The sequence below is a fragment of the Streptomyces sp. NPDC037271 genome (genome assembly GCF_055603605.1).
Genome location: NZ_JBVJVN010000014.1, coordinates 1 through 24553 on the forward strand (window position 1 = coordinate 1; position 24553 = coordinate 24553).

20 protein-coding genes, 2 tRNA genes and 1 riboswitch are annotated in these 24553 nt (G+C 72.6%); of the genes, 7 read left to right on the forward strand and 15 right to left on the reverse strand.

Annotated features, from left to right (window positions below; genetic code table 11):
- Positions 1-401: 401 nt before the first annotated feature.
- Entirely contained in the window at positions 402-950 is a 549-nt protein-coding gene (locus ACZ7G3_RS22860; RefSeq protein WP_470927955.1) for a MarR family winged helix-turn-helix transcriptional regulator, read from the reverse strand.
- A gap of 137 nt (positions 951-1087) precedes the next feature.
- Here ACZ7G3_RS22860 and ACZ7G3_RS22865 point away from each other — a divergent pair, with 137 nt between their 5' ends.
- Positions 1088-2365 (forward strand): MFS transporter, encoded by a 1278-nt coding sequence (locus tag ACZ7G3_RS22865; RefSeq protein WP_470928143.1) that lies wholly within the window; start codon positions 1088-1090, stop codon positions 2363-2365.
- Between the two features lie 113 nt (positions 2366-2478).
- Here ACZ7G3_RS22865 and ACZ7G3_RS22870 read toward each other — a convergent pair whose 3' ends face one another.
- On the reverse strand, positions 2479-4125 hold the full coding sequence (locus ACZ7G3_RS22870; RefSeq protein WP_470927957.1) for an ATP-binding SpoIIE family protein phosphatase: 1647 nt from the start codon (positions 4123-4125) through the stop codon (positions 2479-2481).
- Between the two features lie 186 nt (positions 4126-4311).
- Positions 4312-5685: an NAD(P)/FAD-dependent oxidoreductase gene (locus tag ACZ7G3_RS22875; protein ID WP_470927959.1), complete on the reverse strand. Its 1374-nt coding sequence runs from the start codon at positions 5683-5685 to the stop codon at positions 4312-4314.
- A gap of 374 nt (positions 5686-6059) precedes the next feature.
- Between ACZ7G3_RS22875 and ACZ7G3_RS22880 the strand changes: the two genes are divergently transcribed.
- Complete coding sequence (locus ACZ7G3_RS22880) at positions 6060-6881, forward strand: TetR/AcrR family transcriptional regulator (protein ID WP_470927961.1); 822 nt, start codon at positions 6060-6062, stop codon at positions 6879-6881.
- 327 nt (positions 6882-7208) lie between these two features.
- Here the strand turns inward: ACZ7G3_RS22880 and ACZ7G3_RS22885 are convergent, their stop codons facing one another.
- Positions 7209-9332, reverse strand: a complete 2124-nt coding sequence (locus tag ACZ7G3_RS22885; RefSeq protein ID WP_426602042.1) for an asparagine synthase-related protein — start codon at positions 9330-9332, stop codon at positions 7209-7211.
- Positions 9333-10023: 691 nt separating this feature from the next.
- Here ACZ7G3_RS22885 and ACZ7G3_RS22890 point away from each other — a divergent pair.
- From ACZ7G3_RS22890 to ACZ7G3_RS22905, 4 genes are all read left to right on the forward strand, one after another.
- The gene (locus ACZ7G3_RS22890; RefSeq protein WP_426602041.1) at positions 10024-11448 is read left to right on the forward strand and encodes an MFS transporter; all 1425 of its coding nucleotides are present in this window, start codon (positions 10024-10026) and stop codon (positions 11446-11448) included.
- A gap of 75 nt (positions 11449-11523) precedes the next feature.
- On the forward strand, positions 11524-12771 hold the full coding sequence (gene lhgO / locus ACZ7G3_RS22895; protein ID WP_470927964.1) for an L-2-hydroxyglutarate oxidase: 1248 nt from the start codon (positions 11524-11526) through the stop codon (positions 12769-12771).
- Between the two features lie 211 nt (positions 12772-12982).
- Complete coding sequence (gene trmB, locus ACZ7G3_RS22900) at positions 12983-13822, forward strand: tRNA (guanosine(46)-N7)-methyltransferase TrmB (protein WP_470927966.1); 840 nt, start codon at positions 12983-12985, stop codon at positions 13820-13822.
- A gap of 10 nt (positions 13823-13832) precedes the next feature.
- Positions 13833-15203: a PrsW family intramembrane metalloprotease gene (locus ACZ7G3_RS22905; protein WP_470927968.1), complete on the forward strand. Its 1371-nt coding sequence runs from the start codon at positions 13833-13835 to the stop codon at positions 15201-15203.
- A gap of 132 nt (positions 15204-15335) precedes the next feature.
- Here ACZ7G3_RS22905 and ACZ7G3_RS22910 read toward each other — a convergent pair whose 3' ends face one another.
- From ACZ7G3_RS22910 to ACZ7G3_RS22950, 9 genes are all read right to left on the reverse strand, one after another.
- Positions 15336-16280, reverse strand: a complete 945-nt coding sequence (locus ACZ7G3_RS22910; protein WP_470928144.1) for an aldo/keto reductase — start codon at positions 16278-16280, stop codon at positions 15336-15338.
- 139 nt (positions 16281-16419) lie between these two features.
- Entirely contained in the window at positions 16420-17457 is a 1038-nt protein-coding gene (locus ACZ7G3_RS22915) for a M23 family metallopeptidase (RefSeq protein WP_470927970.1), read from the reverse strand.
- A gap of 11 nt (positions 17458-17468) precedes the next feature.
- Positions 17469-17626: riboswitch (cyclic di-AMP (ydaO/yuaA leader) on the reverse strand.
- Positions 17627-17869: 243 nt separating this feature from the next.
- A complete protein-coding gene (locus tag ACZ7G3_RS22920; RefSeq protein ID WP_470927971.1) occupies positions 17870-19075 on the reverse strand; it encodes a PP2C family protein-serine/threonine phosphatase in 1206 nt (401 codons plus the stop codon).
- 208 nt (positions 19076-19283) lie between these two features.
- Positions 19284-19357: transfer RNA gene (locus ACZ7G3_RS22925), tRNA-Met, on the reverse strand.
- 78 nt (positions 19358-19435) lie between these two features.
- Positions 19436-20566 (reverse strand): dihydrofolate reductase family protein, encoded by a 1131-nt coding sequence (locus ACZ7G3_RS22930; RefSeq protein WP_470927973.1) that lies wholly within the window; start codon positions 20564-20566, stop codon positions 19436-19438.
- 49 nt (positions 20567-20615) lie between these two features.
- Positions 20616-20942, reverse strand: a complete 327-nt coding sequence (locus ACZ7G3_RS22935; protein ID WP_470927975.1) for a hypothetical protein — start codon at positions 20940-20942, stop codon at positions 20616-20618.
- Positions 20939-21286, reverse strand: a complete 348-nt coding sequence (locus ACZ7G3_RS22940; protein WP_470927977.1) for a hypothetical protein — start codon at positions 21284-21286, stop codon at positions 20939-20941. Before ACZ7G3_RS22940 ends, ACZ7G3_RS22935 begins: the two co-directional genes overlap by 4 nt.
- Before the next feature lie 105 nt (positions 21287-21391).
- Complete coding sequence (locus ACZ7G3_RS22945; protein WP_470927979.1) at positions 21392-21700, reverse strand: hypothetical protein; 309 nt, start codon at positions 21698-21700, stop codon at positions 21392-21394.
- Positions 21700-22029: a hypothetical protein gene (locus ACZ7G3_RS22950; protein WP_470927981.1), complete on the reverse strand. Its 330-nt coding sequence runs from the start codon at positions 22027-22029 to the stop codon at positions 21700-21702. The genes ACZ7G3_RS22945 and ACZ7G3_RS22950 overlap by 1 nt, the downstream gene beginning before the upstream one ends.
- 193 nt (positions 22030-22222) lie before the next feature.
- On the opposite strand from ACZ7G3_RS22950, the gene ACZ7G3_RS22955 reads away from it, so the two are divergent.
- Positions 22223-22483, forward strand: coding sequence for a GntR family transcriptional regulator (locus ACZ7G3_RS22955; RefSeq protein ID WP_470928145.1), 261 nt, complete (start codon positions 22223-22225; stop codon positions 22481-22483).
- Positions 22484-22625: 142 nt separating this feature from the next.
- Here ACZ7G3_RS22955 and ACZ7G3_RS22960 read toward each other — a convergent pair.
- A tRNA-Lys gene (locus ACZ7G3_RS22960) sits at positions 22626-22698 on the reverse strand.
- A gap of 118 nt (positions 22699-22816) precedes the next feature.
- Positions 22817-24352 carry an amino acid permease gene (locus ACZ7G3_RS22965; protein WP_470927983.1) on the reverse strand — a complete coding sequence of 512 codons (1536 nt, stop codon included), beginning with the start codon at positions 24350-24352 and terminating at the stop codon, positions 22817-22819.
- Between the last annotated feature and the right edge of the window lie 201 nt (positions 24353-24553).

The following is a 24553-nucleotide window of genomic DNA, read 5'->3' on the forward strand; positions in this document are numbered from 1 at the left end:
TGCGTTTCCGACTCTATCAGATCCTTTTCCGATCCGATTTCCTCGGTGCTTTCCAGGTTCCCGCTTTCGCGTTTCCCTTTCCGGCGGTTCCGACTCTATCAGATCCTTTCGGCCCTGATTCCCCGTCAGAAGGGGTTGTCTTCGCGGCTGTTGGGCCGTTCCGACGTCTCAAACCTTAGCGGACTCTCTCGGCGATTCCCAATCGGAGTGGACCGGGCCGTCGAGCCTCAATCGGAATTGAATTCGGGCACGCCGAAGTCGTTCCCATTGAGGGGTCGTGCTGGTGGTTTGGTGCCGCTGCTGCGGCGGGAGGTGCTACCGCAGAACCGTTACGGCCCCGTGGCAACCCGAAGAACCTTACGGATCCCGCAGGAGGCTGTCAACCACGCCTGTCAAGATCTTTAATCGAGGTCGCTGAGCCTGCCGCCGGCGTCCGGCTGGGCGTGCTCCACCCTGCGCAGGAGACGGGTGAGGACGTCGCCCAGCGCGGTTCGGTCGTCCGGGGAGAGGTCCTGGAGCAGGTCCTCCTCGAAGACCGACGCGAGGCGCATGGCCTCCAGCCACTTCTCGCGCCCCTCCGCCGTCAGCTCGACGATGACACGGACCCGGTTGGTCTCGTCGCGGTCCCGGGTGACGAGCCCCTCCCCCACCATGCGGTCGATGCGGTGGGTCATCGCGGCCGGGGTCAGGCCGAGGCGCTTGGCGAGATCCCCGGGGCCCAGCCGGTAGGGAGCGCCGGACAGGACGAGCGCCTTGAGCACCTCCCAGTCGGTGTTGCTGATGCCGAGCTCGGCGGTCTGCCTGCCGTACGCGACGTTCATGCGGCGGTTGAGACGGGAGAGCGCCGAGACGATCTTCTCGACCTGGGGGTCGAGGTCCTGGAACTCGCGCTGGTAGGCGGCGATCTGTTCTTCGAGTGTCGGCTCGCCGGCGCCGGAGGTGTCGCCCATGGCCGCAGTATGGCACGCGACTTCTTTGCCTTGAAGTCCTTCGCTATGTACTCTTTACCTTCGAACTTTAGCTTCTAAGTCTTCAGCTCTAACGGTTGAAGCGATCGATCCAAGAGAGGGTGAACGTGACCAGGGCAATGGGCGCAGCGATGCGCCGGATTCATGTGGGCAACGCACTCAGCGCGTTCGGGCTCGGCTTCACCGTCCCCTACCTGTACGTCTATGTGGCGCAGGTACGGGGACTCGGTTCTGTCACGGCGGGTCTCGTACTCGCCGTCTTCGCCGTGGCCGCCCTGATCGTGCTGCCGTTCGCCGGACGGGCCATCGTCCGGCGGGGCCCGCTGCCGGTGCTGCTCGTCGCCCTGGTCACCGCCGCGGTCGGCGCGCTGAGCCTGGGGCTGTCGGCCTCGGCCGCCACCGTGCTGCTGTCCGCCGCCGCGCTGGGAGCGGGGCAGGCCGTGATGCAGCCGGCGCTCGCGACGATGATCGTGGACTGCTCCACGGCGGAGACGCGATCGCGGGCGTTCGCGATGCAGTTCTTCCTGCAGAACCTCGGGCTCGGCGTCGGCGGACTCATCGGCGGGCATCTGGTCGACACCACGAGCGCGTCCTCCTTCACCCTGCTGTTCGCGATCGAGGCGGCGATGTTCCTGCTGCTGGTCGCGGTGATGGCGACCGTGCGCACGCCGCGCGCGCCCCACGTGGCCGGGGTGCCCGGGCAGGGTGCCGGCAACAGCTGGAAGCAGCTGCTGGGCAACCGGGCCATGGTGCAGCTGTGCGTGCTGGGCTTCGTGCTGTTCTTCGCCTGCTACGGGCAGTTCGAGTCGGGGCTGAGCGCGTACGGCGTCGAGGCGGCCGGTATCTCCACGTCCGCGCTGGGGACCGCCCTGGCGGCGAACACGCTGATGATCGTGATCGCGCAGTTCGCGGTGCTGAAGTTCGTGGAGCGCCGGAAGCGGTCCCGCGTGATCGCCTCGGTGGGGCTGATCTGGGCCGTCGCGTGGGCGGTGGCCGGGTACGCCGGGCTCGGGCACGGCAGCCAGACGATGGCGACGGCCGCGTTCATCTCGACGTACGCGCTGTTCGGGCTGGGTGAGGCGCTGCTGTCGCCGACGCTGGCGCCGCTGGTGGCCGATCTGGCGCCGACCGGGCTGGCCGGGCAGTACAACTCCGCCTTCGCCCTGGTGAAGCAGCTCGCGCTGGCGATCGGGCCGGCGGTGGGCGGGCCGCTCGGGGCCTCGCTGCACGCGCCGTACATCGTGATGTTCACGCTGTTCTCGCTGGTCATCACGGTGCTGGCGGTGCGGTTGGGGCGGCAGCTCACGGCCGTACAGAACCAGCCGTCGCTCGCCCGGAGCCGGGTGGTCACGCAGGGCGGGGCACCGGCCGACGCGGTGGCGGCCGCGGAGGCGTGAGGCTTGCAGGCTTACGGGCTTACGGGCTCGATGCTTGGGGACTGAGGCGTCTGCCGTGACGGGTTCGCACCTGTCGCGGCAGGCGCCTCACGCGGTGACTCACGGGCCGTGGCTCACGGTTTCGGCAGGACGAACTCGCACCAGACCGCCTTGCCGCCCCCGGGTGTGCGCCTGGACCCCCAGTTGGAGGCGATCGTCGCGACGATGGCGATGCCCCGGCCGGACTCGTCCACCGGTTCCGCGCGGCGGCGTCTGGGCAGGTGGTCGTCGCCGTCGGTGACCTCGACGATCAGTCGGCGGTCGGTGCGGCGCAAACGCAGGCGCATGGGGGGCGTGCCGTGCTGGAGGGAGTTGGCGACCAGTTCGCTGGTGGCCAGGACGCCCAGGTCGTGTAGTTCGGTGGGGAACCGCCAGCTGGTCAGGACCCCGGATGCGAAGGCACGCGCGCGGGGAGCCGCTTCCACGCCGCCGAGCAGTTCCAGAGCGGCGTTGCGGAAGAGCTCGGCCTGCGCGCCCTTGCGGGCGGGATGCTGGAGGACCAGGACGGCGACGTCGTCGTCGTGGTCCGGGGTGACGCCCGCCGAGCGGACGAGGCGGTCGCAGATCACCTGGGGGCTTCCGGTGGCGCCGGACAGGGCGCGTTCCAGGGCGGCGATGCCGTCGTCCAGGTCCTCGTTGCGGCGCTCCACCAGGCCGTCGGTGTAGAGGACCGCGGTGGAGCCGGGGGTCAGGGCGATCGAGCCGGACGTGTGCATCCAGCCGCCGGTACCGAGCGGGGGGCCGGTGGGTTCGTCGGCGCGCTGGACGGTGCCGTTCTCGTCGCGGACCAGGATGGGCAGGTGGCCGGCGGAGGCGTACACCAGCCGGCCCTCGTTCGGGTCGTGGATGGCGTAGACGCAGGTGGCGATCTGGTTGGCGTCGATCTCGGTGGCGAGGCCGTCGAGGAGCTGGAGCACCTCGTGCGGGGGCAGGTCGAGGCGGGCGTAGGCCCGTACCGCCGTGCGGAGCTGGCCCATGACCGCTGCCGCGCGGACGCCGCGGCCCATGACGTCGCCGATGACCAGGGCGGTACGGCCGCCGCCGAGGGTGATCACGTCGTACCAGTCGCCGCCGACCGCGGCCTCGGTGCCGCCGGGGTGGTAGGTGGCGGCGACGCGCAGGTCGTCGGGCTCCTCCAGCTCCTGGGGGAGCAGGGAGCGCTGGAGGGTGACGGCGGTCTCGCGCTGGCGGCTCTCACTCGCGCGCAGGCGGCCGGCGGCCTCGGCGTGGTCGGTGACGTCGGTCGCGAAGACGAGGACGCCCCGGCCGCCGCTGTCGCCCTCGGTGACCGGGGTGCAGGTGAAGGTGTAGGAGCGGCCGTCGGGAGCCTTGCGGGACTTGAGGGTGCGGGGTCTGCCGCTGCGCTGGACCTGGTCCAGGAGCGGGAAGAGGCCGAGCTCGTCGAGTTCGGGGAGGGCCTCGTCGGCTCGTTCGCCCAGGTCGCGCATGCCGAAGGCGGCGACGTAGGCGTCGTTGACGTAGGAGAGGCGGTGGTCGGGGCCGTGGACGAGGGCGACGAGGGCCGGGACGCGGTCGAGGACGTCGCGCACGGGGAGGTCGTCGACGGCGGGGACGGGCGGGGCCTCGTCGGTCAGCTGCTCGGCGCGGGCGGCGGGTACGGTGCCGTCGCCCCGTCGGTCCGGGGAGACCGTCGTGTCGGTCCGCGCTGCGGCGCGGCGCTGCGTTCCGGGGAGTCGGGCGCTCCAGCGCGTGAAGTTCACGAATCCTTGCCTCGTGTAGTTGTCGGCGGCCCAGGGCCGGGACGGGCCGGGAACGGCCGGGGCCCCGGGGGCCGCGGGAACGAGCGGCGGCGCGCCCGCTGTGTGGCCCAGTCTGGCAGGGTGCCGACCGGGCCGACGTCCGTCAGACGCTGGACCGGCCGGGGGAGTTCCTGGGTCCGGTCAGGACTACTCCTTCGGGTTGCGCGGTGGTTCCTGAGAAGGCTTTCCACCGGCCGCGAGTTCGAACTCCGCTCGCGGATGTTCGAGTGAACCCAGGGAGACGATCTCCCGTTTGAAGAGTCCGGCGAGGGCCCATTCGGCCAGCACGCGCGCCTTGCGGTTGACGGTGGGGACCCTGCTGAGGTGGTAGGCGCGGTGCATGAACCACGCGGGGTAGCCCTTCAGCTTGCGCCCGTAGACGTGCGCGACGCCCTTGTGGAAGCCCAGGGAGGCGACGGAGCCGGCGTACTTGTGCGCGTACGTGTCGAGGGGCTCGTCGCGCAGGGCGTGCGCGATGTTGTCGCCGAGGACCCTGGCCTGGCGGACGGCGTGCTGGGCGTTGGGGGCGCATTCCCGGCCGGGCTCCGCGGCGGTGACGTCGGGGACGGCGGCGGCGTCTCCCGCGGCCCACGCGTGTGGGGCGCCGTCGACGGACAGGTGGGGGGTGCAGGTGAGCCGGCCGCGGTCGTCGAGGGGGAGGCCGGTGGCGGCGAGGAGCGGGTGGGGTCTGACGCCGGCCGTCCAGACGACCGTACGGGTGGGGAGGCGGGTGCCGTCGCTGAGGACGGCGATGCGGTCCGCGCAGGACTCCAGGCGGGTGTCCAGGCGTACGTCGATGTTGCGGCGGCGCAGTTCGGTGACCGTGTAGCGGCCGAGCTCCTCGCCCACCTCGGGGAGGATGCGGCCGGAGGCCTCGACGAGGATCCACTTCATGTCGTCCGGTGTGACGTTGTGGTAGTACCGCGTGGCGTAGCGGGCCATGTCCTCCAGCTCGCCGAGGGCCTCCACGCCCGCGTAGCCGCCGCCGACGAAGACGAAGGTGAGGGCGGCGTCGCGGAGGGCGGGGTCGCGGGTGGAGGAGGCGATGTCCAGCTGTTCGAGGACGTGGTTGCGCAGGCCGATGGCCTCCTCGACGGTCTTGAAGCCGACGCCGTGGTCGGCGAGGCCGGGCACGGGAAGGGTGCGCGAGACCGAGCCGGGCGCGAGGACGAGTTCGTCGTACGTCAGCCGGCGGGCGCCCGTCCGCTCCTCGTCGGTGGCGAGGGTGGTGAGGGTGGCGGTGCGCGTCGTGTGGTCGACGGAGCGTGCCTCACCGATGACGACATCGCATTGGCCGAGGACGCGGCGCAGCGGCACGACGACGTGCCGCGGGGAGATGGAGCCGGCCGCCGCCTCCGGCAGGAACGGCTGATACGTCATGTAGGGGTCGGGAGTGACGACCGTGATCTCGGCTTCGCCCCTCCGGAGTTCTCCCCTGAGGTTCCGCTGCAGTCGCAGCGCCGTGTACATCCCGACGTAGCCGCCGCCGACAACGAGAATGCGCGCACGTTCCTTCACCATCCCATGACGCACCCGACGCTTGCGTTTGTCCACAGGCTCGTCGATTTGTGTGACCGGAGATCGCGCGGCCCCGGGGTGGTCCGTACGGCCGTGCTCCGGTGCGGTCGCGCAGGTCAGCGGGGGTGGGACCGAAGGCGGAAGGCGGCGCATTCGGGGCGTATACGGTCCGAGGTCCGATCGGGGGTTGCTCCGTGCGGAACCTGCCCCTTCTGAATTGACCCTCGCTCAACTATGTTCTTTCCCACGGGGTGTAAGGGGATGTGCTCATCGGGTCCGCGACGGGCGGACCGCGGAGCCGGGCCTGTTCCGCGCACTCCGGCTTTCGATGGCGGGGAGTGTCTCCGGGGGGAGACGCCATTACCGGGGGATTGTCTATGCATGTTCAGGACTCTCATTGGTCGTCCGCGTCCGCTGTCGCGCCCGGTGGCGCGATGAGCGCGACGGCGGGCGGCGCACGCGGGGACGGAGCGCGCACCGCGCCTTTGCGCGTGGACGCCCAGCGCAATCTGGAGCACGTGCTGCGCGCGGCCCGCGAGGTGTTCGGTGAGCTGGGGTACGGCGCACCGATGGAGGACGTGGCGCGGCGCGCGCGGGTCGGTGTCGGCACGGTGTACCGGCGCTTTCCGAGCAAGGACGTCCTGGTCCGGCGGATAGCCGAGGAGGAGACGGCCCGTCTGACCGACCAGGCCCGGACGGCGCTCGGGCAGGAGGACGAGCCGTGGTCCGCGCTGTCGCGCTTCCTGCGGACGTCGGTCGCCTCGGGCGCCGGGCGGCTGCTGCCACCGCAGGTGCTGCGGGTCGGAGTGTCCGACGACGGTGACGGCGGCGCCAGTGGTGCCGGCGGTGCCGTGGGCGGTGAGCCGCGGGTGCCGCAGCAGCGGATACAGCCGGGCTCCGGCGAGCTGCGACTGGTGTCCGACGGGTCCGCGCGGGCGGGTGCGTCGGTCGGCGGACCGATCGCGGGGACGGTTTCCGCAGAGGGTGACGACGGGGCGGCGGAGCTGCTGGACGTCGTGGGGCGGCTCGTGGAGCGGGCACGCTCGGCGGGTGAGCTGCGACCGGACGTGTCGGTGTCGGACGTACTGCTGGTGATAGCCACGGCGGCGCCCTCGCTGCCGGACGCGGCACAGCAGGCGGCGGCCTCGGCCCGGCTGCTGGACATCCTGCTGGAGGGACTGCGGTCGCGCCCGGCGTAGGACCGTGGTGCCGTCGGGTGGGCGGGACGTGCCGGGCTTTCGTACGCCCCGCGTCCCGCTCACGGCACCCCGCGTCTCGCTCACGACTCCCGTCGTCCCGCTCACGTCCGCCGGGGCGGGAGGCCCTTCTCCTGCCCCGCACGGCTGAGCGTCGATACCGCGTCGCGGCGAGTCCCCACGGATGAGCGGTGATCGCCGGCCGGGGGCCTGGCCAAGGGCTCTGTGCGCTCCGGTCCGGTGGGCTGGGCAGGTGGGCGGGTCCGGTGGGCTGGGCAGGTGGGCGGGTCCGGCTGGGCAGGTGGCGAGGGCCAGCGGTGAGGAGGCGGGTCAGACCCGCCTCGCGACCGCTCCCGCCCCCGCCCCGCCCAGCGCGCCGCGCTGCGGCGTGATGCCCGCCGGTACCGCGCGCTGGCGGGCCGGGGTGCCGGTCCAGCAGGTGCCTCGGCGGGCGAGGAGGCGGCGGAGCCACAGTTCGAGGGAGACGAGGTCGGCCAGCCCGTCCAGGGGCAGCGCCTCGCCCGCGGCCGCCGCGCGCACCGCCTTGCGCACGACCCGCGCCTCCACGAGCCCCGCCTGAGCGAGCAGCGGCGTGTCGAAGAGACCCAGCAGGGAGTCCGCGGCGACCCGCAGCCCCGTCCGCTCGGCGGAAGCCGCCACCACCTGTGTGGGCGCGCCCCAGCCGCTGGGCAGCTCGTTCACCCCCGCGCCCTCCAGCACCGTGCGCAGAATCGCCGCGCGCGCCCCCGGACGCACCCGCAGTGCCTCCGGCAGCGCACGGCAGGCGCGGACGACCTGGTTGTCGAGGAAAGGGGTGTGCAGCCGCTGGAAGCGGATCTCGGCGGCCTGTTCCAGCACCCGCACGTCCGCCGCCCGCCGCGCCAGCGCCGCACGCGCGCGGAAGTCACCGGGCCGCTGCCCCGGCCCGACCCCGGACCGCTGGGAGGACGTCTGCAGGCGAACCGATACTTCAGCCAGCGCCTCTCCGGTCAGCCACCGCGCCGCCGGCCCCGGCCCGGCCCAGGTCAGCACGGCGAGCGACGCCTCCATGGCGCCGTCGCCCGGCGTGTCGAAGCGCCGGCGCAGCAGCCGTTCGGAGAGCACCTCGAGCCCGGTGCGGTACGGCGTACGCGCCAGTCGCCGGGCCGCCGCGTACACCCGCGCGGGGACCAGCACCGACCCGTCGGCCTTGGCCAGCGCGGCGACCGGCCGCACGAGATGGCGGCGCTTGCGGTCCATCAGCAGGTCGGCCAGCCGCGCCGGATGGGCGTCCAGCACCTGCCGCGCCCCGTACCCGGTGAAGTGGTCCGCGCTGCCCGCGGCCAGCCGCGCCCGGTGCCGCGCCGACGCGATCAGGGACGAGCCCGGTTCGTCCGTCAGCGGCCCGTCCAGCGCGGCGTACGGCAGCATCTCCTCGCCGCCGGTGACCACCACGTGGTGCAGCCGCGGGTTGGCCGCGAGGGCCCCGGCCCGCTCCAGCTCGGCCTCCTGCCCGCCGACGGCGAGGTCGTTGAAGGTGACGGCCAGCAGCCGCTCCCCCGCCCCGGTGCCGTGCCCGAGCACGGTCCCCGGCATCCCGGGCAGCCCGGCGGCCAGCAGGGCCAGCGTTGCGGAGGCCGGGCCCCCGGACAGATCGGCGCCGATGCCCGGGACCGGCATCCCGCGCGCGGCACGCCGTTCGGCGGGCCCCATGCCGGGGACCGGGCCGGGGTCGATGCCGTCCCCGGGGACGTGCCGGGGCGCGGCGAGGCGCGTACGCACCGCTTCCACCAGGGCGTCCCGCACGCCGTCCACCGCACGGTCGGGGTCGGCCGAGGGCGCCGCGACCGCGAGTGAGGCCACCGGCTCGTACCCGGCGATCTCGCGCGCCCCGGCGCGCAGGATCAGCGCATGCCCCGGCGGAATGCGCTTCACGCCGTCGTACGGGGTGGAGTCGTCCAGCGCGGCCGGCACGTCGGGCGCGGCGAGCAGCGCGGCGAGGTGCCCGAAGTCGAGGTTGGCCTCGATGAGGTCGGCCAGGGGCAGCGCGGCCGTCGCGTACGCCGTGCCGCCCGCCCAGGGGGCGTGGAACACCGGGCGTACGCCCGCGAGGTCACCGCAGACGGTGATCCGCCGGCCCACCTGGACGACGGCCGTGTAGCTGCCGGGCCACGCCGTCAGGTGCCGGAGGGCTCCGCCGCGCGCGGCGAACAGTCCGACGCGCAGCTGCTCGTCGGTCGCGCCGCAGATGCCGAGGACGGCGATCCTGGTCTGCGGGTCGGCCGTGACGACGCGCACCTCGTCGGGGCGCCAGTCGCCGACCGCCCACAGGGGGTCGGGGTCGCCCCACAACAGCTGGGAGCCCACGGGCTGCACGGTCTCGCCGTCGTAGCCGGTGGCTCCCGCGGAGCCGCCCGCGCCGGCTATGCCCGCGGCTCCCACGGCGGTGCTGCTCCACCCCACCAACCACCGCATCGACGCCTCCACAGACTGTGGACAACCAGTGCACCGTACGAACTGGTTCCCCATGCTGCCATGAAGGGCGCGCCGCAGAGCATCGGCGGAGCCGCGAGTGCCCCCAGAAACGCGCCCCCGCGGAGACTCACGCGAGGACGCCGGCTCCCTCTCCGGTTCCCCCGGAGGGCGCGAAGACGACGTGAATGCGCCCCCGCAACGCGCTCTTTGGCTACCCAACGCGCCCTCAACTCCCGTGGTGAGGGCGGTGCCACCCCGGAATCACCCGGGTTGATTTTCAGCCAAATCGGCGCCACGTGAACGCGTTCGAACACGCTCCGTACAGGCTGTGCACCCCGACCGGCGGCGCGCGGTCCGGGAGGCGAGGCACGCCCCCCGGACCCGTCCGCCGCCCGCGGGGATGTAGGCGGCGGTGTCCCCCAGCCCACTGGATCCAGTACAGCGGGCCGACCCACGCACCGCCCATGGAACCGCTCCCGGCGTGGCCGGAGAAGAGCGCACGGCCGGGCGCACGGCCACACACCGGGAGCACGCGGCAACAGCCCGTGCACGCACCGCACTTCAGTACGGACCACAATCCCGCCATCCGGAACAATGCCTCTTAACGCATGGGATCCGGCGAACTACGCTGGGTTTACGAATGCCGCGTGGTTATGCCAGCGCGGCAGCCGTCTGTGTCGAGGGGTGGCGCATGTCCAGGGAGCAACGCGGGCCGAACGAGAAGCTCGGCGCCGTTCTCGCCCTCGCGGGAATCAGCAACGCAGGACTCGCCCGGCGCGTCAACGACCTCGGCGCCCAACGCGGGTTGACTCTTCGCTACGACAAGACGTCGGTGGCACGCTGGGTGTCGAAGGGAATGGTGCCGCAGGGTGCGGCGCCGCACCTCATCGCCGCCGCCATCGGCCAGAAGCTCGGCCGCCCGGTGCCGCTCCACGAGATCGGCCTGGCGGACGCGGATCCCGCCCCCGAAGTGGGCCTCGCCTTCCCCCGGGACGTCGGCCAGGCCGTCAGATCGGCCACCGAGCTGTACCGTCTCGACCTCGCCGGCCGCCGGTCCGGCGCCGGCGGCATCTGGCAGTCGCTGGCCGGCTCGTTCGCAGTGAGCGCATACGCAACGCCCGCCTCGCGTTGGCTGATAACCCCGGCCGACAGCTCGGTGGCGCGTGACGCGAGCCCGGCCGAGGGCTCCGGCGCACCGCTCAAAGTCGGCCACAGCGATGTGCGCAAGCTGCGGGAGGCCGCCGAGGACGCCCGGCGCTGGGACTCCAAGTACGGCGGCGGCGACTGGCGTTCGTCGATGGTCCCCGAGTGCTTGCGCGTCGAGGCGGCCCCGCTGCTCCTCGGCTCCTACTCCGACGAGGTCGGCCGCGCCCTGTTCGGCGCCTCGGCCGAACTGACCCGCCTGGCCGGCTGGATGGCCTTCGACACGGGTCAGCAGGAGGCGGCCCAGCGGTACTACATCCAGGCCCTGCGCCTGTCCCGCGCGGCGGCCGACGTGCCGCTGGGCGGCTACGTGCTCGCCTCCATGTCCCTCCAGGCGACCTACCGCGGCTTCGGCGACGAGGGCGTGGACCTCGCGCAGGCCGCGCTGGAGCGCAACCGGGGCCTGGCCACGGCCCGCACCATGAGCTTCTTCCGCCTGGTCGAGGCCCGCGCCCACGCGCGCGCGAACGACGCGGCGGCGGCCGGCGCGGCCCTGAAGGCCGCCGAGAGCTGGCTGGAGCGCGCCCGCCCCGGCGACAGCGACCCGACGTGGCTGGGTTTCTACTCCTACGACCGGTTCGCCGCCGACGCGGCCGAGTGCTACCGCGACCTGAAGGCACCGCGCCAGGTCCGCCGCTTCACCGAGCAGGCCCTGTCGAAGCCGACGGAGGAGTTCGTACGCTCGCACGGCCTCCGGCTCGTCGTCTCGGCGGTGGCCGAGCTGGAGTCGGGCAATCTGGACGCGGCCTGCGAGCAGGGCGTGCGGGCGGTCGAGGTGGCCGGCCGCATCTCCTCCGCCCGCACCACCGAGTACGTCAAGGACCTCCTCCACCGCCTGGAGCCGTACGGCGACGAACCACGCGTGGTCGAGCTGCGCGAGCGCGCCCGGCCCCTGCTGATGACCACGGCCTGATCCGCCCCCGCCTCCCGGGTTTGAAGGCATTGTCAGTGGCGCAGTGCACTATCGAAGCCGGGAGGTGGGCCGGAGATGGAACGAGTGCGGAGCGGGGTCCCGCACGGCATCGCGCGCGGAATCGCGTACGACTGCGACGTGCTGGTGATCGGCGGCGGAATCGTCGGCCTGTCGACGGCGTACGCGATCACCCGCGCGGCGCCGGGCACCCGGGTGACGGTGCTGGAGAAGGAGCCGGGACCGGCCCGGCACCAGACGGGCCGCAACAGCGGCGTCATCCACAGCGGCGTCTACTACCGCCCGGGCTCGCTGAAGGCCCGCTACGCGGTCCGGGGCGCGGCGGAGATGGTCAAGTTCTGCTCCGAGTACGGCATCGCCCACGCCGTCACCGGCAAGCTGATCGTCGCGACCGACCGCGCCGAGCTGCCCCGGCTGCACGCCCTCGTCCAGCGCGGCCGGGAGAACGGCATACCGGTACGCGAGCTGGGCGCCGCCCAGATCCCGGAGTACGAGCCCGAGGTGCGCGGCCTCGCCGCCATCCACGTCGGCACGACCGGCATCTGCGACTACACCGCCGTGGCCCGGCAGCTGGCCCGGGCATCCGGCGCGGAGATCCGCTACGGCGCCGAGGTCCGGCACATCGACCGCCGTCCGGGCCTCGGAGTCGCCGCCCGCACCCGCTCCGGGGAGGTGCTCCGCGCCCGGGTCCTGGTCAACTGCGCCGGGCTGCACTGCGACGGGATCGCCCGCGTGACGGGGGACGACCCCGGCATGCGGATCATCCCCTTCCGGGGTGAGTACTACGAGCTGGCGCGCCCGGAGCTGGTGCGGGGACTGGTGTATCCGGTGCCGGACCCGGCGTTCCCGTTCCTCGGCGTGCACCTGACCCGCGGCATCGACGGGAGCGTCCACCTCGGGCCGAACGCGGTGCCCGCGCTGGCCCGGGAGGGGTACGGCTGGGGTGTGGTGCGCCCCCGCGAGCTGGGCGGGACGCTGACCTGGCCGGGGTCGTGGCGGATAGCCCGGCGGCACTGGAGGTACGGGGCGGGCGAGCTGCGGCGGTCGCTGTCCAAGGGGGCGTTCACCACCGCCGTGCGCAGGCTGCTGCCCGCGGTGACGGAGGAGGACCTCGTGGCGGCGCCCGCGGGGGTGCGGGCGCAGGCGGTGCTGGCGGACGGGACGCTGGTCGACGACTTCCTGATCCGCGAGGGCGCCCACGCCGTGCACGTCCTGAACGCGCCCTCGCCCGCGGCGACGGCGTCGCTGCCGATCGGGCGGGAGGTGGGGCGGAGGGCGCTGGCGATGCTGGAGGCGGTGCGGTGATCCGGGGTCTGCCGCGTCGCCCGGCCGCGGGGGCGGGCCGCTCGAGCGGGGGCCAGTCTCCACCACCCTCGTGTCGCCTCTGGGGTAGCTCCCGTGCCGCCCCTGGGGCACCTCCGTGCCGCCCCTGAAGCACCTCCCGGGCCGTTCAGGTCCTGGAGGCGCCACGACTGCCCGCGGTGACGCGCACCGGTGGCCGTAAAATTGAGGCACTGTGTCTGACTTCCACCGTGCCCCCGAAGCCGCTCCCCAGCCCGCCGCACCGCATACCGGCGTCTCCGTCCGGCACACCCGTACCAAGGGTGAGCCCCGGTTTCCCGACGGGCCGAAGGCCGATCCCGCCGGTTCGCACTTCGAGCGGCGGATCCGGAGTTTCCAGCCCCGCCGGAGCCGGGTGACCGCCGGGCAGGCGGACGCGCTGCAGCGGCTGTGGCCCGTGTGGGGGCTGGACATCGACGGGCAGCGGGTCATCGACCTCGGCGAGCTGTTCGGGAACGCCCGCCCCGTCGTCCTGGAGATCGGCTTCGGCATGGGCGAGGCCACCGCCCAGATGGCCGCCGCCGACCAGGACACCAACATCCTCGCCGTGGACGTCCACACCCCCGGCCAGGGCAACCTGCTCGGTCTCGCGGAACGGGACGGACTGTCCAACGTCCGGGTGGCCAACGGCGACGCGATCATCCTCCTGCGCGAGATGCTCGCCCCCGACTCCCTCGCCGGGCTGCGCGTCTACTTCCCCGACCCCTGGCCCAAGAAGCGGCACCACAAGCGCCGCCTGATCCAGCCGGAGTTCCTGACCCTGGCCGCGACCCGGCTCGCGCCGGGCGCCTTCGTGCACTGCGCCACCGACTGGGAGCCGTACGCGGAGCAGATGCTCGAGGTCCTCACCGCACATCCCGACTTCGAGAACACCGTGCCGGGCGGCGGATTCGCGCCGCGCCCCGCCCACCGCCCGCTGACCCGTTTCGAGGGCCAGGGACTGGACAAGGGTCATGTGGTGAACGACTTGCTCTTCCACCGCGTACCGCACAAGGAGCAGCCCTCCACCGGTTAGGGTCCATGCCGTGGCCACCAGTCCCCCGTACCCGACGCGTCCGCACACGCAACCGCACTGGTGGCAGCGCGCCTGGGTCCGGCACGGCGCACTGGTCGCACTGCTCGCGCTGGCCGGCCTGGTGATCCTGGCCCTGGTGCGCGAACAGACCGGTACGCGGGGGTTCCTTGTGGGGCTGGGCCTCGCGGTACTGCCGGTGCCGCTGCTCGTGGCCGCGTTCCGCTGGCTGGACCGGGTCGATCCCGGACCCTGGCGGAACCTGCTCTTCTGCTTCGCCTGGGGTGCCTGCGCGGCGGCGCTGATAGCGATCGTCGCGAACAGCTTCGCGACGAGGTGGATAGCGACGGCCACCGCCGACCCGGCCGGCGCGGACACCCTGGGCGCCACGGTCATAGCCCCGGTCGTCGAGGAGTCCGCCAAGGCCGCCGCCGTCCTCCTGGTCTTCCTCTTCCGCAGGCGTCACTTCACCGGCATCGTCGACGGCGTGGTCGTCGCCGGTGTCACCGCGACCGGCTTCGCCTTCACCGAGAACATCCTCTACCTGGGCACCGCCTTCGGCACCGACCAGCTCACCGGCGACAGCGGCTTGACGTCCGTCACCGCGGCGACCTTCTTCGTCCGCATCGTGATGTCGCCGTTCGCCCACCCGCTCTTCACCGTGCTCACCGGTATCGGCTTCGGCATCGCCGCGCTCCGGGCGGGCCGTCACCGCCTGCGCCGGGCCCTGCTCCCCCTGTGCGGCCTGCTGCTCGCGATGGGCATGCACGCGCTGTGGAACGGCTCGGCCTCGTTCGGCGAGTACGGCTTCCTCTCCGTGTACGCGGCTGTCATGGTGCCCTCGTTCGGTCTGCTGACCTGGCTGGTGATCTGGACCCGGCAGCGCGAACTGGGCGCCATACGGACCGAACTGCCCGTGTACGTCATGGCCGGGTGGCTGGCACCGGCCGAACCGTACGCGCTCGGCTCGATGCGCGCCCGCCGCATCGCCCGGCAGCACGCACACCGGCACGGCGGGAAGGAGGCGGCGCGGGCGGTGGCGCGGTACGAGGCGTACGCGACCTCGCTGGCGTTCCTCCGGCAGCGGGGGCGCCGGGGCACGGCGGGCGCCGACTTCACCCTGCGGGAGCGGGAACTGCTCGACGCCCTGTGGCACCGGCGCGACGTGGCACGACCGGCGCTGGACTACGCGGCGCGGGCCACCGCGCCACCCGTGCCGGTGGCGGTACCGGCCTGGCCGTACGCGTACGGGCCGTACGGCCCCGGCCGTCCCGCGGCGGCCCCGGCACCGTACCCCGCACCGGCCGCATACGCCCCGAGCACCCCCTACGCCCCTCCCAGCCCGCACCACCCGTACGCCCCGCCCGACCCCTACCGGCCGTAAGCCCGCAGCCGCTCGTCGCACGGCGCCCGGCCCGGGGACGCCTGGCCATCCGACGCCCCGCCCGCGGGCTTACGGCCCACAGCTCCCGGTGCTTACGGCCCACAGCGGCCGGCCCGCCGGCGCGACCGGCCCTCAGGCCGACGCCTCCGTGAGCTTCCCGGCCTCGTCCTCCGTCAGGGTCAGCTCCGCCACTCCCAGCAGCGCCGGCAGCTGCTCCACCGTGCGCGCGGACGCGATCGGCGCGGCCACCGTCGGCTGTGCGGCCAGCCAGGCCAGGGCGACCGTCGCGACGGGAGCGTCGTGGGCCTCGGCGATCTCGTCGAGGGCGGCGAGGACCCGTCGGCCGCGCTCGGTCTCCAGGTGCTTCGCGGCGCCGCCCGCCCGAGGACTGTCGACGTCCGCCCCGGGCCGGTACTTGCCCGTGAGGAAGCCTGAGGCGAGGGCGTAGTACGGCACGGCGGCCAGCCCGGCCCGCTCGGCGAGGTCGCGCGTCTCGCCCTCGTACGTGTCGCGCGAGACCAGGTTGTAGTGGGGCTGGAGGGCCACGTAGCGGGCGAGGCCCTCCCGGTCGGAGAAGGCCAGGGACTCCGCGAGCCGCTCCGCGGAGATGTTGGAGGCGGCGATGTGCCGGACCTTGCCCGCCCTCACCAGCTCGTCGAGCGCGCCGATGATCTCCTCCACCGGCACCTCGGGCTTGTCGAAGTGGGTGTAGTAGAGGTCGATGTGGTCGGTGCGCAGGCGGCGCAGCGAGGCGTCGGCGGCGGCCTTGATGTTCGCGGCGGTCAGTCCCGGGTACTCGGGGTGCTGGCTGACCTTGGTGGCGAGGACGACGTCGCCGCGGTTGCCGCGGGAGGCGAGCCACTCGCCGATGAGGGTCTCGGACTCTCCGCCGGTGTTGCCGTCGACCCACGCCGAGTAGGAGTCGGCGGTGTCGAGGAAGTTGCCGCCGGCCGCGGTGTAGGCGTCGAGGACGGCGAAGGAGCGGTCCCGGTCGGCGGTCCAGCCGAAGACGTTGCCGCCGAGGGCGAGGGGGAAGACCTCCAGGTCGGAGGAGCCTAGCTTGCGCAGAGAAGTCATGTAGTGCGTCAACGGGACCACTGGACCCCGCGATTCCGGCAACGGGGCAAAGATCCCGCAAACCGGCAGCCCTGACGTCGGGGGGTTGCCGTCAGGACCGCCGGGGATCAGCGGGGAGCGGATGGGTCAGCGTGGGTACTCAGGGGTTGAGGCCCTTGTTCTGCAGCCACGCCATCGGGTCGATACCGCCGCCGTCGGCCGTGTGGACCTCCATGTGGAGGTGGGCGCCGGTGACGTTGCCGGTGGCGCCGACGCGGCCGATGATGTCGCCGGTGGCGACCTTCTGGCCGACGCTGACGCTGATGGAGGACTGGTGGGCGTACCAGATCTCGGTTCCGTCATCGAGGGTCAGCACGGTCTTGTAGCCGTACGACCCGTCGTATCCGGCCGACGTGATGGTGCCGCTGTGGACCGCCTTGAGCAGCGTGCCCGTGGGGGCGGCGAAGTCCAGGCCGGTGTGGTAGCCGGAGGACCAGTAGGCGCCGGCCTGACCGAAGCTCGAGGAGATCGTGTAGGACGAGGTCGGCAGGGTGTACTGCTTGGCCAGCTTCGCGAGCCGTTCGGCCTCGGCCTTCTTCTCGGCCGCCTCCTGCGCCTTCTTCTTGGCGGCGGCGGCCTTGGCCTGGGCCTCCTTCTCCGCCTCGGCGGCGGCTTCCGCGGCCTTCTTCTCGGCCGCGGCGGCGGCTTCGGCGGCGGCCTTGCTCTCCACCTGGGCCTGCTGCTGCTCGGCCTGCGCCATGATCCGGGCCCGCAGCGTCTCACCGGCGTCGGCGGTGTCCTCGGTGCCGGTGGCGGTGGCGGCCGCCACGCCGATGCCGCTGAGCGGGGTGGCGGAACCCTCGGGCTCCGGCTCCTCGTCGTCGGAGATGAGCGAGCCGACGTTCGGCAGGTCCGGCATGGAGATCGACACCGGCGGCTTGCCGGTCTGCGCGCTGGCCATGCCACCCGCGCCGACGGCCGCTATGACACCGACGCCGAGGACGGTGGAGCTGCGGGCGAGTCCGCCGCGCTGCTTGGCGACGCGGTGCCGGCCGCGTACCGGGCGGATGGATTCCGCGGTGGGATTCCACTCCTCCCAGGGGCCCTCTTCGGTGCGGTAGCCGTCGTAGCCGAAGGTGTCCGCGTCGTGCTGGTTCGGCACGAACGGGGCCTCGGGGGCGGGCCGGTTGGACGCCACGTGGGCGTGCTCCTTTCCTTCCTTCTCGCCTACCGGGTTAGCTGACGGGTTCGGAGCAGGAAGGTCTCCTACGCGCGTATATCCGCCGTGTCTCCACGGCGCCTTACGCCCGATTCACCCCAATGTGGTGGTTCCCCGGTTCCCTTGCGGGATTCGGCGCGTGCGCACGGAGCCGCCTTCTGTGACGGCTGGGACGACCGCGCTGCGTTATCGAACGTTAATAGACGCGAGGCTCGGATTCCAAGCCGTTCCTCTAGATCATTAACGAATCCGGCCGGGACGTACGCCTCATGGGCGGTCAAAGCGGGGCGAGTTGACCCCGTCTCAGTATTCCCCCTCGCGTCACAACTTTCTGATGGTGTGTCAGTTGTTATGCGGAGGGCGGTCGGTCCGTCACGTCCGGTGACATCGGTCAGGGCCGTCGTACGGCGAGCAGTGCCATGTCGTCGGCCATGCCGCCCCCGGAGTGCCGGCGCACGTCGTCGGCGAGGGTGCCGAGCAGCTCCGACGGATGCCGGAAGACGCGGCCGGCCAGCCGCGCCTGCGGGTCGTAGAACTCGCCCTGGGCGTCCCGGGCTTCCGAGACTCCGTCGGTGTACAGCAGCAGTGTGGCCCCACCGGGGAAGTCGGCCTCCTCCGCACGGTCGGGCCACACGCCGAGCTCGCCCATGCCGAGCGGCAGTGCCGATTCCCGGGCGGGCAGCGGGCGCAGGGTGCCGTCGGCGTACAGCAGCAGGGGCGGCGGGTGGCCGCGGTTGACGATGCGGACGACCCCGTCGCCGTGCGGGAGTTCGGCGAGCACGGCGGTGGTGAATCCCTCGAAGGCGTCCAGTCCGTCCCGGCGGGAGCCCTCGCGGGCCAGCGCCCGCTCCAGCCGCTGCGCCACCGCCTCCAGCGTGGCCTCCTGTTCGGCGGCCTCCCGGAAGGCGCCGATCACGACGGCGACGGCGCCCACGGCGCCCATGCCCTTGCCGCGCACGTCCCCGACGATGAGCCGGATGCCGCGCGCGCTGTCCTGTACGGCGTAGAGGTCGCCGCCGATGAAGGCGTCGGCCTGCGCGGCCTCGTAGCAGGCGGCGATCTCGAAGCCGCCGATCCGCTCGGCGGGCTCGGGCAGCACGGCGCGCTGGGCGGCCTCGGCGATCTCGCGCACGGAGACGAGGCGCTCGCCGGTGCGGCGGACGAAGCCGTTCACGAGGACGGCGAGCACGGCGACCGTCGCGATGGTGATCAGTTCGGTGAGGGAGTCGACGTAGTGGATGACGCCCTTGCTCAGTTGCAGCCCGACGACGGCGGCGACGACGGCGGCACCGGTGAGCGCCGTGCCGCGCCGCGAGTAGATCGGGGCGGCGACCAGGGGCGCGGCCGTGTAGAGGGGGCCTGCGGTGAAGTACCTCGGGGTGAAGAGGTCGTACAGGATGGCGACGACGATCAGCAGTACGGGCAGCAGGCGTACGAAGGCCCGCCCGTACGAGGTCCGCCACGCCCGCGGCCGGCCCGGGTCCGGCCGGGGTGGCTCCGGGCCGTCACCGACGCCGGGGTCGGGCACGGGGTCGCCGGGGAGTCGGCCGCCGGCTCTGGCGTACGTCCCCTCGTCGTCCACGTCACCTGGCCGCACCACTGGTCTCCCGCCACCCCGCACGTCTGCGCCGCTTGCCGTCCCTCCGTCCAGGTTTCCCGGAGCGGGGGTGGGGGGCGAGCCGTGCGGGCCGACCGGGTGACCGGTGACTGGTGACTGGTGACTGGTGACTGGGCGATGCGCCGGGGGGGGGGGGAGAACGCACCGAAGGCCGGAATCCCTGAGGATTCCGGCCTTCGGTCTTCAGTAGCGGGGACAGGATTTGAACCTGCGACCTCTGGGTTATGAGCCCAGCGAGCTACCGAGCTGCTCCACCCCGCGCCGTTGTGTCTCTACTGTACGTCATCCCGGGGGCGGAATGCACATCCGTACCTCCGCACCCCTTCCAGCGGCGCTCCGCTACCCCTCCAGATGGCGGTTCGGCGCCTTCGCCCGCTGCTCGTACTCCGGCAGTACGACGACGGCGGCGCCCCCGGCCGCGAGCACTCCGCTGCCGTCGGCCCCCGGCACGAAGGTGTCGGGTTCCCGCCAGGCCGTGACCACGCGGGGCACCCCGGCGTCGAGGATGAGCCGGGCGCAGGGCGCGGGCCGGGAGGCGCGGCGGGCGCACGGCTCCAGGCTGCTGTACACGGTGGCGGTCGCGAGCCGCGGGTCGGCGGGGTCGGCCTTCGCGAGCGCGGCCTCCTCGGCGTGCACGACGGTATCGCCGCCCTCCCGCGAGTGCCCGCGCGCCAGCTCCGTCCCGTCGGCGGCGACCACGACCGCCCCGACGCTGAACGCCGTCCCCGACGGCGGGCACAGCTCGGCCAGCTCGCAGGCGAGCGCCAGCCAGTGCCGGTCGGCGGCGGTCACGCGGTCGCCGGTGCCGGGCGCGGTGGGCAGGTACCGCGTCAGCACCACGTCCTCGATGCGCCGCGTCTCCACCAGCCTGAGCCGCCCGCCCTGGTAGGCGCCGGGCCCGAACAGGCGGGGGGCGTCCGGGTTCCCGACGATCAGCGGGGCGAGGGCGAGCTGCAGTTCGTCGGCGAGTTCCTGCTGGAGCAACTGGCTGTGGACCTTCCCGCCGCCCTCGACCATGAGCCGCCGCACACCCCGCCGGTCGTGCAGGTACTCCAGCGCCGCCCGCCAGCCGAGCTCGGGCCCGAGCGGCACGACGTCGGCGGCGAGCCCCGCCGCGCGGGCCCGCCGGGCGCCGTCGTCCGTGGTCAGGAGCACCTTCTCCCCGCCGGTGTGCCAGAACGACGCCGCCGGGTCCAGGTCCCCGGTGGCGCTGACCGTCACCTTGAGCGGGTACTCCGCCCTCCCCGCCGCGACCCGGGCGGCCCGCCGCCCGGCCGAGTTGACCAGCAGCCGCGGATCGTCCGCCCGGATCGTGCCGGCCCCGACCAGCACCGCGTCGACGGACGCCCGCACCTCGTCGACCCGGTCGAAGTCGGCCGGGGAGGAGAGCAGGAGCCGGTCGGGTCCGGTGTCGTCCAGGTAGCCGTCGAGGGAGACGGCGGCGGAGAGGAGGACGTAGGGGAGGGGCATCAGGCGCTCCGGTGGGGCGGGCGGCCCGGTCGTCGCCAGTGACCGTCGGTCATTGCCAGAAGACCTCTTCCACGATGATCTGAGGGTCCTCGGTTCGCGGTACGAAGGTGTATCGCAGCCAGCCGTGCCCGTGGTCGAAATGGAAGACGCGGGAACCTTTCGGAAGGTCGGACCGCGCCGGCTGGACCCTCATACCTGCGGGGAGGTCCGCGTCGGCGTCGATGCCCCGGAAATAGGGATCCTGCACTGTCACCAGTTCGGCACGCACAGCGTCGACCGTCTTCCGTACGTGCTCGGGCAATGCGTCGCGGGCGGCCTGAGCCTTGAGCGTCCAGTCCATCTGCCAGGGCGGGCCCATGAATCCGCCGTGGGTCACTGTCCGGGCTCCAGGCGCTGCGCCTCGTACCGGATGTGCGAGGCCTCTTCGAGCAGCGCCTTCGCCTCGGCAAGGTCGGTGGACTCCGTCGCGCGGTGATGCAGGTCGGCCATGTGCGCGTCGAGCTTCGAGTCCCGGGCGATCGCGTACTCACCCCACCAGCGGGCCATGAAGGCGGGCACGGTGCTGATGTCGTACGCGTCCGCGACGGCCCATTTCCAGTGGTCGTCGAAGTCCGGAAGAAGCTGGGGAGCATGCTGGGCGATGGCAGCGCGCAGCGCCTTCGGGTTCCGCTCGGGCATGGGCGGAACGACCGGCGTGGGTTCTGCGGCGTGTGCGGGCATGACCGGACGTACTCCTTCGTGCTCCTTCGGCGCACCTGCCTACGACGATAGTGCGTCCCGGCGAAACCGGTGAGCGGTTCACTGGTGGGGCCCTGAGCTGTCGTCTCAGGGGGCATCGGTGTCGTCGTCCGCCTCGGGCAGGCGCCGCCCACGGGACTCCGCGACCCTCAGCGCGTCGGCGAGGCACTCGGTCAGCCGGAGCGCCGTGCAGCGGACCTCGGCGTTCGGGGACACGGGGTCGTCCAGTACCCGGCGGGCGGCACGGAGTACGTCCAGTCCTTCGGCGAGCTGTCGGGCCTCCGTCTCGTCGGCGAGCCGGGACACGATCCCGCCGCCGTCGCCGGGGGCGAGGAAGCAGGGCTTGCCCTCGGCCGACAGCCAGGGCAGCAGCCGTAGCGCGGTGTACGCCGCCATCACGCGGCCGCCTTCCGCGCGCCGACGATGTGCTGGTCGAGGTCGATGCCGAAGTCGGCGGCGAGCACCAGGGCGAGGCGGCGGTGCCGCCGGCGGTCCTGCTCCTGTTCGTGGGCGGTGAGGTAGGGGCGGACGAGGCGGGTCTCGGTGCCGTCGAGGGGAAGGTGACGGCAGTACGGGGAGTGGTGGGAGGGGAGGCCTGCGGGGATGGCGGCGCGCTGGGCGAGGCGAGGGGCGCGGTGGCGCGGGGCGCCTGCGCGGTGGGTTCCGGTACCGGGACCGAAGAGAAGGCCCAGCCAATGGGCGAAGCGGTGGATAAGGTCGTACACGTCGACGCTCCTTGCGTAAGCGTTGGCCACGCCCCGGGGCCCTGCCAGGCCGCCGGGGTCTTTGGTGACTGAAGCCACTTTGCCATGCAGCCCTCTACATACAAGTGCAGAGGGATTCACCTGAACGTGGAAGTCATCACATGCATACGTTGGACATGTGAGCGATACAGAGCACACGACACCCCTGGACCCGATGAGCGCGAAGCCGCTCTACGTTCAGCTCGCCGACGTCATCTCCAAGAAGATCGAGTCGGGAGAACTGGCGCCGGACCGGCCCATCCCGTCGGAGAACCATCTCGCCGAGGAGTACGGCGTAGCGCGACTCACCGCGCGCCGGACCGCACAGGAACTCCGCGAACGTGGACTCATCGTCACCGTGCGCGGCAAGGGGTCGTTCGTTGTGGAGCGGCCTCCCGTTGGCGCCCCCGACGACGAGGACGAACACACCGGCTGACGCCCCGGCAGCGGGGCGCCCGGCCCCGCACGAGCTCCGAGCCCGGGGCGGGTGATCACCGCGCTGGGCGGCGGATTCCCCCGGAAACGACAGAACCCCCTACCGACCAGGTCAGCGGGGGTTCCAACTCCGAGGAGTCCGGTAGGCCCTGTGGGACTCGAACCCACAACCAATGGATTAAAAGTCCACTGCTCTGCCAATTGAGCTAAGGGCCCAGGGGTTGTTGCGCGGTGCTGCGTGATGTTGCCACACCGAGCATAGCCCGACACGGCCGGGACGCCGATCGGGTATCGGGGTCACGGCCGCGTCGGCGGGGGCGCGGGGAAGCGGAGGCTACGGGTCCACCGGCTCGGGGGCGCTCGCGCGGGCCGCCGCGCGGGCCCGGGTGCGTTCGTGGTCGGGGTCGAGGAACCAGTGGCGGGCCGAGACCAGCCACCAGGTCGCGGCGAAGCCGAGGACGACCAGGACGGCGATGGGGGCGTAGTTGAAGGTCCCCCAGGTGACCGGGGAGACCTGGGGCAGCATGAACAGGACCGTGATGACGCCGACCCACGTCACCGCCACCACGCCCACCGCCTGCGACCAGCGCCCCAGGTGCCACGGCCCGCGTTCGAAGGCGGCGCCCTTGCGGACGCGCAGCAGGGTCGGGATGACATACGCGATGTAGAGGCCGATGACCGCGATGGAGGTGACGGCCGCGTACGCCGTTTCGTTGATCAGGTACGGCAGTCCGAGGACCAGCGCGGCCAGTGCCGCCAGCCAGACCGCCGCGACCGGCGTGCGGGTGCGCGGGTTCACCGTGTGCCAGATGTGGGAGTAGGGCAGCGCGCCGTCGCGCGAGAAGGCGTAGATCATGCGGCTGTTGGCCGTGACCGACGCCATTCCGCAGAACAACTGCGCCCCGATGACGACGAGGAGGAGCAGTTTGCCCGTGGTCGCGCCGAGCGCGTCGAGCAGGATCTGCGCGGGCGGCGCGCCGGTCGGGGACGTGAGGGCGCCCTCGTAGGACTGGATGGCGAAGGTGAAGCCGAGGAGGAGGACGAAGCCGGCGATCCAGGAGGTCCAGATGGAGCGGACGATGCCCTTGGGGCCGGCCGTGGACGCGTCGTGCGTCTCCTCGGTCATGTGGGCGGAGGCGTCGTAGCCGGTGAACGTGTACTGGGCCATCAGCAGGCCGATCAGGACGACGTAGACGCCGCTGCCCCAGCCGGTGTTGTTGACGAACTCGCCGAAGACGAAGGACGCCGACTGGTGCTGGTCGGGCGCGAAGGTCAGCGCGCCGACGATCACCGCCACACCGAGGACGTGCCACCAGACGCTGATGCTGTTCAGGAGGCCGACGATGCGGACGCCGAAGGTGTTGAGCAGGCCGTGGAGGACGAGGATGGCCGCGAAGAGGAGGATCGTGCGGCCCGGCGTCACCTCGAAGCCGAACTGGAGGTTCAGGTAGGCGCCCAGGAAGGACGCGGCGCCGAAGTCGATGCCGGCGGTCACCGCGACCTGGCCCAGCACGTTGAACCAGCCCGTGAACCACGCCCAGGCGGCCGCCGTACGGGGCGGCGCGAGGCGGTGCGCCCAGAAGTACAGGCCGGCCGACGTCGGGTACGCCGAGCAGATCTCCGCCATCGCCAGGCCGACGAAGAGGGTCATCAGGCCTACGGCGACCCAGCCCCAGGTGATGACGGCGGGGCCGCCCGTGTTCATGCCGAACAGATAGAGGGTCAGGCAGCCGGAGAGGACCGAGATGATGGTGAAGGAGACCGCGTAGTTGGAGAACGCCGACATGCGGCGGGCCAGAACCTGGGTGTAGCCGAGCTGGGCCAGCCGTTCCTCGTCCGACAGCCCACTCGCCTTGGCGTCATCTGTCATGCCCCCAGCAATTCCCCTACGGGGGACGTGACATGCGTCACTCCGTGGCCGGGAAGTGGTCCGGAGGTCCGGAGGTCCGGAGGTCCGGAGGTCCGGAGGTCCGGAGGTCCGGAGGTCCGGGTGACAAAGCGGGGGGGGGGGGGGGAGGAGGGGGGGGGGGTGGGGGGGGGGGTGGGGGGGGGCGGGGGGGGGGAGGGGGGT